We start from the raw sequence: 12,482 nt of genomic DNA, 5'->3' as shown, positions 1-12,482 counted from the left end.
GTCCGCTAGTGGACCGGCGGCTCGTTGGCATAGGAGGCATTCAGCCGGTCCAGCAACTGTCCCAGCGTGGACAGGTCTTCGACGGACCAGTCGCCAAGGCGCTCGTGAAAGGCGACCTTGCGGGCGGCCTGCGCCTCGGCCAGTTTCTCCAACCCAGCGGGAGTCAGGGTGATCGACTGGGCCCGCCCGTCCAATGGATCCGCCTGCTTGCCCACCAAACCCAATTGCTCGAGCATGGCAATTTGGCGACTGACAGACGGCTTGCCGACTCCGATTGCCGCAGCCAGTTCCGTGAGCCGCAACGAATGCTCCCGCTGGAGGATCAGCAGAAGTCCGTAGGCCGCCGGTTCCATGTCCGGGTGCACGGTTCGCGCCACCCGGTGGGAGTTCGCCCTGGCCCGGCGCCAGAGCAAGCTCAACTGCCGTTCAAGTGCTTCGATGGCCGTATCGAACCGTGCATCTTCGCTGCCTGTGGCATGGTCTGTCATGGCCTTATTCTAATAAGCGCCGGCGTCGGCGCAGAGATCCCGCGCGGACGCGTCGCAGGCCGATTGCAGGTCGAAGGAATCTCGATGCCGTCCCGGCGCATCAGCCGGACACGTGAGAAGATGTACGCGTGCGAATCAGTGACTTCTGGCGATTGATGGACGATGAATTCGGTTCTGCCTATTCGCATGTCCTCGCCGCAGATTTGGTGCTGGGACAGCTCGGCGGCCGGACCGCCGCCGAAGCGTTGGCTGCAGGAATTCCGCCGAAATCGGTATGGCTCGCCGTCTGCGATGTTCAAGACGTTCCGCAGGAGCGGCGCTGGGGCAAGGACCGCGAGCCGCGAGGCTGAGCGGACACGCCCGGCAGAAAAACCCCGATATGTTCGAAAGTGTGTTCGGATACCGCTAAGCTTCTACACAGACCGCCGAGAGGCCGGATTATCCACACGCTCCGCTGCCGATCCCGATTTTGTCCGAGCCGGACGCTACGGTCGGAAGAGTCAAGACAGACAAGGCCCGAGGGCCGCAAGAGACTGAGGTGAACAATGGCCGCACCAGCTGACCGCGAGAAGGCACTGGAAGCTGCGCTGGCGCAGATCGACAAGCAGTTCGGCAAGGGCTCGGTGATGCGTCTTGGCGACGACACCCGTGCCCCCATCGAAACGATCTCCACCAGTTCGATCGCCTTGGACGCCGCATTGGGCATTGGCGGCCTGCCGCGGGGCCGTGTGGTCGAGATTTACGGTCCGGAATCTTCGGGTAAGACCACGGTGGCGCTTCACGCTGTCGCCAGCGCCCAGCGCAACGGCGGAATCGCTGCCTTTATCGACGCCGAGCACGCACTGGACCCGGAATATGCCAAGAAGCTTGGCGTGGACACCGACGCCCTGCTGGTGTCGCAGCCGGATACCGGCGAACAGGCACTGGAAATCATGGACATGTTGATCGGCTCCGGCTCTCTCGACATCATCGTGATCGACTCCGTCGCCGCCCTGGTGCCGCGCGCGGAAATCGAAGGCGAAATGGGCGACAGCCATGTTGGTCTCCAGGCCCGTCTGATGAGCCAGGCCCTGCGAAAGATCACCGGGCGGCTCAACCAGTCGAAGACCACCGCCATTTTCATCAACCAGCTGCGCGAAAAGATCGGCGTGTTCTTCGGCAGCCCGGAGACCACCACCGGCGGCAAGGCGCTGAAGTTCTACGCCTCGGTGCGCATCGACGTGCGCCGCATCGAAACCTTGAAAGACGGAGCCAATCCGGTGGGCAACCGGACGCGCGCCAAGATCGTCAAGAACAAGATGGCACCGCCGTTCAAGCAGGCAGAATTCGACATCCTCTACGGCCACGGCATCTCCCGCGAGGGCGGCCTGATCGACATGGGCGTGGAGCATTCGCTTGTCAAGAAGTCGGGTGCCTGGTTTACCTATGACGGAGACCAGCTCGGCCAAGGCAAGGAAAATGCCCGCAAGTTCCTCATCGACAATCCTGATCTGGCCGATGAGCTCGAACGCAAGATCCGGCAGAAGCTCGGCATCGATGCAGTCCCGGACAGCGGAGAAGAGGGCGAGCCGAAGCTCAAGGCCGTCGACGGATTCTAAATGGCGTTCAGGCACGGACAGGGCGCCGGCCCGACGCCGGGCAGCCCGGCGGACCTGGCACCGGATGCTGATCCCTACGGCGTTGCGCGCTCCATTGTCCTGCGCGCACTGACGCAGTCCCCGAAGAGCCGCGCCCAGCTGGCCGCGAAGCTGGCTGAGCGCGGCGTCCCGGGCGACGTCGCGGAGGCAGTACTCGAGCGGTTCGAGGAGGTTAACCTCATTGACGACGCCGAGTTCGCCAGGATGTGGGTGCGCAGCCGGTCCCAGTCGCGGTCGCTGGCGCGGTCCGCACTCCAGCGGGAGCTCGCCGACAAAGGGATCTCCGGTGAAGTTGCCGAGCCAGCGCTGGACCAGCTTACGGCGGACGACGAGCTTGAAGCCGCCCGCTGCCTGGTGCGCCGCAAGATACGCCCCGACTGGCAACTGCAGGACCGGTCAGAAAGGGACAAGCATCTGCGCCGGCTGGTCTCCATGCTGGCCCGTAAGGGCTATTCTGCCTCGCTGGCCTACCGGGTGGCGGATGAGGAACTCGGCGCCGCCGGCAACCCGGAATTCTGACTCGGCCTAGCCTCGCCCGGAGCGCCGGGTCCCCTTCGGCACTGTTATCGTTTTGAGACTTTTCCCAGATTCGGTCGTTACCGTAGTGCGACTGTGAGTGCATCGCAGAATGAACGTCGTCAGAAAACCCAGCAACGCAGGCGCAGCCGCAGGCAGCGCCGCCTCAGGATCGCCGCAGGCCTGACACTTTGCTCCGTTGCCGCAGTCGGCGCAACCGGGGCCGCCAGCGCCGTCCGGCAGGGGCACAGCGCCTCCGAGGCTGTGGGATCGATCACAGCACCCGTCATGGAGCTGGTGGGATTGGCAGAGCCCGCCGAGGAGCCAAATCCGGTGGCCGCCGACGCCCTCGAGGCGCAGGACGCTGAGGCCTCCGACCATGCCGCAGCCGAGAAGAAGGCCGCGCAGGCGGATCAGGCGCGCCAAGCGGCAGCAGAGAAGAAGGCAGCTGCCGCAAAGGCTGCAGCGAAGGAAGCCGCCGATCGGAAGGCGGCGGAAAAACGTGCCGCTGCCGAGGCGGCAAAGAAGCGTGCTGCCGCCCAGGAAGCTGCCCAGGCAAAGGCTGCCAAGGAGAAAGCTGCTGCCAAGGCCCAGGCGTCGCGGAACGATCCGGCCGCTGCCAAGGCCTACGCCGAAGGGTCGCTGGCATCCTTTGGCTGGGGCGCTGGCGAATTGGGCTGCCTGGAAACGCTGTGGCACAAGGAATCGGAATGGAACATCGGCGCCACCAACCCATCCAGCGGCGCCTATGGCATACCGCAGGCCCTGCCCGGTAACAAGATGGCCGCCGCCGGCGCCGACTGGCAGACCAACGTCCAGACTCAGGTCGATTGGGGGCTGGGCTACATTGAGGACCGCTACGGCTCCCCGTGCTCCGCCCTGGACTTCCATTTGGCCAACAACTGGTACTAATCCCTGACCGGCTGCAGATTGTGGCTCGTCCGGCCGCAGGCCGTACCCTTGTAAGGTGAGTTTGACTGTCCCCGCCCCCACCATCGAGAAGCAGCCGGAAGCCCGCACCTATCAGGTGCGCACCTTCGGCTGCCAGATGAACGTGCATGATTCCGAGCGGCTGGCCGGGCTCCTCGAAGCCGCCGGAATGGTCGAAGCCCAAGCCGGCCAAGCCGACGTCGTGGTCTTCAATACGTGTGCGGTACGGGAGAACGCCGACAACAAGTTGTACGGCAACCTGGGCCAACTGGCCCCGGTCAAGGAACGCCATCCCGGGATGCAGATCGCCGTCGGCGGCTGCCTGGCACAGAAGGACCGCGAGACGATCCTCAAGAAGGCGCCGTGGGTGGACGTGGTGTTCGGCACCCACAACGTGGGTTCGCTTCCGGCGTTGCTGGAGCGTGCGCGGCATAACAACGAAGCGCAGCTGGAAATCCTGGAATCGCTCGACGTGTTCCCCTCCACGCTGCCCACCAAGCGCGATGCGGTGTACTCCGGCTGGGTCTCCATTTCCGTGGGCTGCAACAACACCTGCACGTTCTGCATCGTCCCGTCGCTGCGCGGCAAGGAACGCGACCGCCGGCCGGGCGAGATTCTGGCGGAGGTCCAAGCACTGGTCGACGACGGCGCCATCGAAGTCACGCTGCTGGGCCAGAACGTGAACTCCTACGGTGTGGAGTTCGGTGACCGCGGGGCCTTCGCCAAGCTGCTGCGCGCCTGCGGCAGCATCGAGGGCCTGGAACGGGTGCGGTTTACCAGTCCGCACCCGGCTGCCTTCACCGACGACGTCATTGACGCCATGGCCGAAACCCCCAATGCCATGCCGCAGCTGCACATGCCGCTGCAATCCGGCTCGGACAAGGTCCTCAAAGATATGCGCAGGTCCTACCGGTCCAAGAAGTTCCTGGGCATCCTGGACAAGGTCCGGGAGCGGATTCCCCATGCGGCCATCTCCACGGACATCATCGTCGGGTTTCCGGGCGAGACCGAGGAAGATTTCCAGGCAACCCTGGCGGTGGTGGAACAGGCCCGCTTCGCCAGCGCATTCACCTTCCAGTACTCCAAGCGGCCCGGGACCCCGGCCGCGGAGCTGCCGGACCAGCTGCCCAAGTCCGTTGTGCAGGAACGCTACGAGCGCCTCATTGCCTTGCAGGACCGGATTGCCGCGGAAGAAAATGCCAAACAGCTGGGCAGCCGGGTCGAGGTCATGGTGACCGCGCAGCAGGGACGCAAGGCGGGGGAGACCCATCGGCTCTCCGGCCGGGCCAGGGACCAGCGGCTGGTGCATTTCTCCGTCCCCGACGGCGCGCCCGCGCCGCGCCCGGGCGACTTGGTGACGGTGACGATCACCGAAGCCGCAGCCTTCCACCTGATCGCGGATCCGGCTTCCGCATCGGACTACCAACTGCGCCGCTCGCGCGCCGGGGACGCATGGGACCGCTCCCAGGCAGACTCTTGCGGGGTACCCGCGGCTGCGGGCAGCAAACCGGCCCAGGTCTCGCTGGGCATGCCCGCGCTGCCGGTCCGGCCGGCCTGAGCCCGATGCCGGCCGACCCACTGAGCCAGCAGGACAGCCCGGCGGTCATCGCCGTCGTCGGCCCCACCGGATCGGGTAAGTCGGATCTCGCCGTCGAGCTGGCGCAACGGCTGGACGGAGAAGTGATCAATGCCGACTCCATGCAGTTCTACCGAGGAATGGACATCGGCACGGCCAAGATGACGGTGGCCGAACGGCAGGGGGTGCCCCACCACCTGCTGGACATCCTCGACATCACGGACGAAGCGAGCGTCTCGGCGTACCAGCGGCAGGCCCGCGACGCGATCGACGCCATCCACAGCCGGGGCCGCCGGGCCATCCTTGCCGGCGGGTCCGGACTGTACGTCCGGGCGGCCCTCGACGCGATCGAGTTTCCTGGCACCGATCCGGCCCTGCGCCGCGCCCTCGAGGAAGAGCTGGCCAGCCAAGGCCTGCAAGCCATGCAGGAACGGCTCCGGGACGTCGATCCGGCCTCCGCCGGCCGGCTAGCCGATGCCCGCCGCATCGTCCGCGCGCTGGAAGTGTGGCAGCTGACCGGGCGCCCCTTCAGCTCCTACATGCCGGAGCGGCACTACGTCCGCCGCACCGTGCAGATCGGCCTCCAGACGGACCGCGAACAGCTCAAGCACCGGCTGGCCGGTCGCGTTCAGGCAATGGTGGAGCGCGGCTTGCTGGACGAAGTCGCCGCGCTGGACCGGAGGGGCCTGCGCCAGGGGCGGACCGCCTCGCGCGCGCTCGGGTACGCCCAGTTCCTGAGGGTGCTCGACGGCGAATGGAGCCAGGACGCCGCCGTCGAGGACACCGTCGCCGCCACCCGCAAATTCGCGCGGCGCCAGCTGACCTGGTTCCGGGCTGATCCACGGATCCACTGGCTCGACTGGCAGGATCCGCTGCTGGCGGACAAGGCCGCCGGCCACCTCGCTAAGCTTGAAGCGTGAACACCCCCCTTCCTGACCATTTGTCAGCCCTGTCCGGGCTGTCCTACGCCAAAGGGCACGGAACCGGCAACGACTTCGTGCTGATTGCCGATCCGGACGGACTCAAGGACATCGAACCCCAAGCCGTCGCCGCGCTGTGCCACCGCCACCTGGGCATCGGCGCCGATGGGCTGATCCGTGCCATCCGTTCGGAGCACCTGCCCGAGGGCCGTGAGCTGCTGGCAGCAGCGCCGGAGGCCGAGTGGTTCATGGACTACCGCAATGCCGATGGCTCGGTATCCGAGATTTGCGGCAACGGCGTCCGCGTCTTCGTGCACTTTCTGCTGGCCGAGGGACTGGTCGGGCTGGATGCCGGGGAGTCTTTGACGATAGGGACGAGGGCGGGGATCAAGATCATCCGCCGGTCCGCCAACGGCTACGCCGTGGACATGGGGCCATGGGAATTCATCTTCCCCGCCGAGGCTGCGGCCCGGGCCATGGACTCCACCGTCAGCGCCGGCGGCCTGGAGGTGCCGCGGCCGGCGCTGTCCGTGAGCATGGGCAACCCGCATACCGTCGTCGCCCTCGCCGGACTTGAAGAACTGGCCGCCACCGAATTGTTTGCGGCACCCGCGGTGGATCCCGTACCCGCAAACGGAACCAACGTGGAATTTGTGGTACCGGCCGAACCCCTCGTCGCCGACGGAGCAGGGCATATCAGCATGCGCGTGCACGAGCGCGGGGTGGGGGAGACCCAGTCCTGCGGGACCGGTGCCTGCGCCGCCGCCGCTGCCATCCGCTACTGGGCCGGGAACGGTGCTCCCGACGACTGGCAGGTCGGAGTCCCAGGTGGAACCGTCCGCGTGCGGTTTCTCCCGGCGCCGGACGGGCGCGAACATGTGGAGCTCAGCGGACCCGCCGTGTTGGTGTCCCGCGGAACCGTGGCCTGAGGGAAGCGGTTCAGCCGGCGCGCCGGACGCAAAGCACGCGGAAAGCCTTGGCCGTGCTCTCACGGCTGATGGAGTAGTCCGGCGGCAGTTCGCCGGAAAGCCAGCGCTGCAGCGAGTCCGAGCCCAGGTTCTTCTGGACCACCAGCCAGGCGGAGCCGCCGGGCGCGAGCCTGGGCAGCCACAGCAACAGCAGTTCGTGGAGTTCACTCTTGCCGATTCGGATCGGCGGGTTGGACCAGATGGTTTCGAACCGCAGCGACGGGTCGACGTCTTCCGGTAGGCAGGCACGGACATTGTCCAGGCCCAACGACGCGGCGTTGTCGTTGGTCAAGGCGATGCTGCGCTCGTTGACGTCGACGGCCCACACCGTGGCCCCCGGGGATTTCAAGCCCATGGTCAGGGCGATCGGACCCCACCCGCAGCCGATGTCCAGCAGGTTGCCTGCCGGCGCCGGCGGAGGAACCTCGGCCAGTAGCACCGCTGTGCCCTTGTCGACGCCGTCCGGACTGAAGATGCCGCCGGCCGTCTGCAACTGCCGTGGGCGGCCGTCCAGTTCGACCTCCAGGGTGCGGCGAACCTCGGGTTTGCCTGGTTGCGGGCTGAAGTAGTGCTCTGTTCCCATAATCGGCCAGATTAGTGCGCGTTCAGCGGAATCGGTATCAAGGCGCGCCTAAGCTGCGTCGGCTCTGATAGCGTTGACCGCATGAAGAAGTAATGATTGCGCCGCCACCATGCTGTCCCGTTCCATGCGGCACAGCGCGTGCCGTTGGTCGAGAATTCATTCTCCCCGGCCGCCGGGCAATCACCGTTCCTCGAAACTCAGGAGCGCTCCACCGCCGCAGCCGCCCGTTCGGTTGTTTCAGTTCCCCGGCGCCGGTTATGCCGGCCGCACCAGAAGGCGCCAGCTGCCACGCATTTCCCGCCCCGCACCGACGGGGCCCATGCCAGGAGGACTTTTGGCCGATCATCCACAAACCGCATCTTCGGGCTCCGCTGGACGCACCCCGGAGGACTACGATAAGACCACGGACATTTCGAAGGAGAGCATGACCACCAACAGCCCCCAGCCGTCGCCGGAACCGGAAATGACGCCGGATGAGATCCAGGCAGTCATTGACCGTATCCTGGCCCGCGACACTGCGGCAGGAAGCAAGCCGGGAGTCGGCGGCCGAGCGCAGGCTCTGTCCAAACTTGACTCCGAGCATTCCGAATTCGACGGTGACCAGCAGGACTTGGCCGAACGCCGTGCCCTCCGCCGCGTAGCGGGTCTCTCCACCGAACTGGAGGACGTCACCGAGGTCGAGTACCGGCAACTACGCCTGGAGCGCGTGGTGCTGGCCGGTCTGTGGACCGAAGGCACGGCCGACGACGCAGACAATTCCCTGCGGGAACTGGCGGCGTTGGCGGAGACCGCCGGCTCCGAGGTGCTGGACGGCATCGTGCAGCGCCGGATGAAGCCGGACCCGGGCACCTTCCTCGGGTCCGGAAAGGCCCAGGAACTGCGGGACATCGTGATGTCCACCGGCGCTGACACGGTCATTGTCGACGGCGAACTCTCGCCCTCGCAGCGCCGCGGACTGGAAGACATCGTGAAGGTCAAAGTCATTGACCGCACGGCGCTGATCCTGGACATCTTCGCGCAGCACGCGAAGAGCCGCGAGGGCAAGGCCCAGGTCGAGTTGGCCCAGCTGGAGTACCTGCTGCCGCGCCTGCGTGGCTGGGGCGAGTCGATGTCCCGTCAGGCCGGCGGGCGCGTCGGAGCCGCCGGCGGCGGCATCGGTTCGCGCGGACCAGGTGAGACGAAGATCGAACTGGACCGCCGCCGTATCCGGACCCGGATGGCGAAGCTGCGCCGCGAAATCGCAGCCATGAAGCCGGCACGGGACACCAAGCGTGCCAACCGCCGCCGCAATGCCGTGCCCTCGGTGGCCATCGCCGGTTACACCAACGCCGGGAAATCGTCGCTGCTCAACCGCCTGACCGATGCAGGCGTTCTGGTCGAGAATGCGCTTTTTGCCACCTTGGACCCCACCGTGCGCCGCGCGGAAACACCCGACGGCATCGGCTACACGCTCGCCGACACCGTCGGTTTCGTCCGCTCGCTGCCAACGCAACTGGTGGAAGCCTTCCGCTCCACGTTGGAGGAAGTTGCCGACGCCGATGTGATCCTGCACGTGGTGGACGTCTCGCACCCCGACCCGGAGGGCCAGATCGCCGCGGTGCGTGAAGTGCTCACCGAGGTGGATGCCCGGCACATTCCTGAAATCGTGGTGTTGAACAAGGCAGATGCCGCCGATCCCTTCGTGGTCGAACGGCTGCGGCAGCGCGAACCGAACCACGTAGTGGTCTCGGCACGCACCGGCCAGGGCATGGACGCGCTGCTGCGACTGATCAGCGAAACCATCCCGCGTCCGAGCGTGAAGCTGCGGCTGTTGGTGCCCTACGACCGCGGCGAAGTCATCAGCCGTTTGCACAGCGAGGATGCGGAGATCCTCGCCATGGAGCACGGGGAAGACGGCACGCGGCTCGATGTCCTGGTTCGCGAGGGCTTGGCAGCGGAGCTGGAACGATTCCTTCGACATGACTGAAACCCGGGTACCGGCCGGCGAGGCGTTGCGGCTGCTCGATGTCGCGGTCCAGGGCATGGGCGGCCAACACCGCGCCGGCCAGCACGAGATGGCTGCCAAAGTAGCCGAGGCCTTCGACCGCCGGCAGCACCTGCTGGTGCAGGCGGGCACCGGCACGGGCAAGTCGTTGGCGTATCTGATCCCGCTCATGGTGCAGGCCTTGGAGGGTGAGAAGCCCGCCATCGTCTCCACCGCGACGCTGGCCCTGCAGTCGCAGATCGTCAAAAGGGACCTGCCGCGGCTGATGGAAGCCGTCGCCGATGAGCTTCCCCGGCCGTTGGACGTGGCGCTGCTCAAGGGGCGGAACAACTACGTCTGCCTGCATAAGCTGGCAGGCGGCTTTCCGGACGAAGACGCGCCTGCTGCGCTGTTCAGCCTCGGCGAGGACGCCGTCCCGCATCCGGCTCCCGCCGGCGGAGGGGCGTCCAGCGGGGCCGCGGGTGCATTGGGCAAGGAGGTCGTGCGGCTGCGCGAATGGGCGCAGGAGACCGAGACCGGCGATCGCGATGAACTGGTGCCCGGGGTCAGCGATCGCGCGTGGCGACAGGTCTCCGTGGGATCGATGGAATGCCTCGGCGCGCAAAAATGTCCCCTCGCCGCCGAGTGCTTCAGCGAACTGGCGCGCGGACATGCTGCCGAGGCGGACATCGTGATCACCAACCACGCCATGCTCGCCATCAACGCCTTTGAGGGCGTGGCCGTGCTTCCGGACTACGACGTGGTGGTGATTGACGAAGCCCACGAATTGCAGGACCGCGTCACCAGCGCCGTGGCGGGGCAGCTGTCGGCTGCCATGGTCCGCACTGCGGCTTCGACCGCGCGCAAGCACACCGGGATCAGCGTGGAGCCGCTGAACTCGGCTGCCGGCGCCCTGGAGGACGTACTGGAGCCGTTGCCGAGCGGATTGTTGGCCTCCGGCCTGCGCGAGGAGCAGGAGTTGGTCCTCGCGCAGCTGCGGGAGGCGGCCCGCGCAGCGCTATCCGATTCCAAGCCCGAGGGGTCCGCGGCGGCAGACGGCGGGAGGCAGATGGCCCGATCCCGTCTTTCCTCGGTGCTGGAGATGGCCGAACGGCTGCTTTCGGCGGCAGATTCCCGCGAGGTCATTTGGGCGACCCGTCCCAGCACCTTCGGCGAGACCGGCGACTATATCGCCAACGACGACCAGCCGGCTACGCTCAACGTCGCCCCGTTGTCTGTTGCCTCCAGGCTGCGTGAAGGGCTCTTCGACGAACATACGGTGGTGCTGACCTCCGCCACGCTGTCGGTGGGGGGCACCTTCGACGCCGTTGCCGGTTCGCTCGGATTGTTGGGGGCCGGTGCCCCAGCGTACTCAAGCGCCGACGTGGGCAGTCCCTTCGATTACCCCCGCCAGGGTGTGCTGTATGTGGCATCGCATCTGCCCAAGCCGGGCCGTGGCACCAGCAGCGAGCAGCTCGACGAACTCGAGGAGCTGCTGCGCGCCTCACGCGGCGGGGCCCTCGGATTGTTCTCCTCGCGTCGCGCGGCAGAAGAAGCTGCCGCCGAAATGCGTCAGCGCACCGAACTGACCATCCTGTGCCAGGGCGAATCATCAATGGGGGCGCTGGTCCGCCAATTCGCCGATGAACCGGACACCTGCCTGTTCGGCACGATGACTCTGTGGCAGGGAGTCGATGTTCCGGGCGAGGCATGCCGGTTGGTGGTCATCGACCGAATTCCGTTCCCGCGGCCGGACGACCCGCTGACCACTGCCCGGACCCGGTCGGTAGCTCAGGCCGGCGGCAATGGTTTCATGACGGTCTCGGCCACCCACGCAGCAGTGCGGCTGGCCCAGGGCGCTGGCCGCTTGATTCGCGCATCCAATGACAAGGGGGTTGTGGCCGTGTTGGATTCCCGTCTGGCCACCGCCCGCTACGGAAATTTCCTCCGCAGTGCCCTGCCGCCGTTTTGGAGCACGAAGGATGGCGCCATCGCCCGCCAGGTCCTGGAGCGGCTGGCGGCCGCCGCCGCCTGAACCGGCGGCCGCCAGAACCATCCGGGTCCGCCGCCGAATGGGCAGGCTGCATCGGCTGAAGGAGCGGTGGCGGAGCAGTCAGAGCGCCCGCATCACGGAGACAACCTTGCCCATGATGGTTGCGTGGTCGCCCAGAATCGGTTCATAGCGCGTGTTCTGCGGCAGCAACCAGGTGTGCCCGTCTCGCTGCCGGAAGGTTTTTACCGTTGCCTCTTCGTCGAGCAGCGCCGCAACAATGTCGCCGTTCTCTGCGGTGTGCTGCTGCCGAACCACCACCCAGTCGCCATCGCAAATGGCAGCATCGATCATCGAATCGCCGGAAACCTTCAGCATGAACAACTCGCCGTGCCCCACCAGCTGCCGGGGCAGCGGCATGACGTCCTCGACCGCCTGGTCTGCCAGGATCGGTCCGCCGGCGGCGATCCGTCCCACCAGCGGCACCATGGCCGTATCGGATGACGTGGTGAGTTCGGCCACCGCGACGCCACTGGAGCTGCGCAGCTGCTGCGGCTCGTCCACGCCCACGATTTCCACGCCGCCCTGTTCAAGCGTCAGCGGAGTGAGGATCTCCATGGCCCGGGGACGCTTCGGGTCCCGCCGGATGTAGCCCATCTTCTCCAGTTGGGCCAGTTGATGGGTGACGCTGGACAGGCTTGCCAAGCCGACGAGGTCGCCGATCTCGCGCATCGACGGCGGGTACCCGTGGGCAATAACGGAGCGCTGGATGGTTTCCAGGATCTTCTTTTGCCGCGGCGTCAGGCTGCGTCCGACCTTGACAGGGCGGCCTCGTCGCCGCGCTCCGGCAGTGGTGGTGGTCTCTTCGGACATATCCGGCCCCGGTCTTCCCATGATGGTCCAGGTGCCGG

At 66.6% G+C, this 12,482-nt stretch carries 12 protein-coding genes; 9 read left to right on the top strand and 3 right to left on the bottom strand.

Annotation, left to right across the window (positions count from 1 at the left end; all coding sequences use genetic code 11):
* Positions 1-5: 5 nt before the first annotated feature.
* Complete coding sequence (locus tag ACWF5H_RS15155) at positions 6-488, bottom strand: MarR family winged helix-turn-helix transcriptional regulator (protein ID WP_364652161.1); 483 nt, start codon at positions 486-488, stop codon at positions 6-8.
* Between the two features lie 128 nt (positions 489-616).
* Between ACWF5H_RS15155 and ACWF5H_RS15150 the strand changes: the two genes are divergently transcribed.
* From ACWF5H_RS15150 to dapF, 7 genes are all read left to right on the top strand, one after another.
* Entirely contained in the window at positions 617-838 is a 222-nt protein-coding gene (locus tag ACWF5H_RS15150) for a DUF3046 domain-containing protein (RefSeq protein ID WP_452037838.1), read from the top strand.
* 195 nt (positions 839-1,033) lie between these two features.
* Positions 1,034-2,086, top strand: a complete 1,053-nt coding sequence (gene recA, locus ACWF5H_RS15145; RefSeq protein ID WP_364652159.1) for a recombinase RecA — start codon at positions 1,034-1,036, stop codon at positions 2,084-2,086.
* Entirely contained in the window at positions 2,087-2,644 is a 558-nt protein-coding gene (locus tag ACWF5H_RS15140; RefSeq protein WP_452037836.1) for a regulatory protein RecX, read from the top strand.
* Positions 2,645-2,929: 285 nt separating this feature from the next.
* Positions 2,930-3,553 carry an aggregation-promoting factor C-terminal-like domain-containing protein gene (locus tag ACWF5H_RS15135; protein ID WP_452037834.1) on the top strand — a complete coding sequence of 208 codons (624 nt, stop codon included), beginning with the start codon at positions 2,930-2,932 and terminating at the stop codon, positions 3,551-3,553.
* A gap of 55 nt (positions 3,554-3,608) precedes the next feature.
* On the top strand, positions 3,609-5,129 hold the full coding sequence (miaB, locus tag ACWF5H_RS15130) for a tRNA (N6-isopentenyl adenosine(37)-C2)-methylthiotransferase MiaB (protein WP_452037832.1): 1,521 nt from the start codon (positions 3,609-3,611) through the stop codon (positions 5,127-5,129).
* Positions 5,130-5,134: 5 nt separating this feature from the next.
* Positions 5,135-6,067: a tRNA (adenosine(37)-N6)-dimethylallyltransferase MiaA gene (gene miaA / locus ACWF5H_RS15125; protein ID WP_452037830.1), complete on the top strand. Its 933-nt coding sequence runs from the start codon at positions 5,135-5,137 to the stop codon at positions 6,065-6,067.
* Entirely contained in the window at positions 6,064-6,996 is a 933-nt protein-coding gene (gene dapF / locus ACWF5H_RS15120) for a diaminopimelate epimerase (RefSeq protein WP_452037828.1), read from the top strand. Before miaA ends, dapF begins: the two co-directional genes overlap by 4 nt.
* A gap of 10 nt (positions 6,997-7,006) precedes the next feature.
* Here dapF and ACWF5H_RS15115 read toward each other — a convergent pair whose 3' ends face one another.
* A complete protein-coding gene (locus tag ACWF5H_RS15115) occupies positions 7,007-7,618 on the bottom strand; it encodes a class I SAM-dependent methyltransferase (RefSeq protein WP_364652153.1) in 612 nt (203 codons plus the stop codon).
* Positions 7,619-8,042: 424 nt separating this feature from the next.
* Between ACWF5H_RS15115 and hflX the strand changes: the two genes are divergently transcribed.
* Both hflX and ACWF5H_RS15105 read left to right on the top strand, forming a co-directional pair.
* A complete protein-coding gene (gene hflX / locus ACWF5H_RS15110) occupies positions 8,043-9,584 on the top strand; it encodes a GTPase HflX (RefSeq protein WP_452037827.1) in 1,542 nt (513 codons plus the stop codon).
* On the top strand, positions 9,577-11,616 hold the full coding sequence (locus ACWF5H_RS15105; RefSeq protein ID WP_452037825.1) for an ATP-dependent DNA helicase: 2,040 nt from the start codon (positions 9,577-9,579) through the stop codon (positions 11,614-11,616). The genes hflX and ACWF5H_RS15105 overlap by 8 nt, the downstream gene beginning before the upstream one ends.
* Positions 11,617-11,694: 78 nt before the next feature.
* Here the strand turns inward: ACWF5H_RS15105 and lexA are convergent, their stop codons facing one another.
* A complete protein-coding gene (lexA, locus tag ACWF5H_RS15100) occupies positions 11,695-12,444 on the bottom strand; it encodes a transcriptional repressor LexA (RefSeq protein ID WP_452037824.1) in 750 nt (249 codons plus the stop codon).
* Positions 12,445-12,482: the final 38 nt, after the last annotated feature.

The sequence above is a fragment of the Arthrobacter sp. NPDC055138 genome (assembly GCF_053607305.1).
This window is presented reverse-complemented; position numbering and strand designations above follow the sequence as displayed.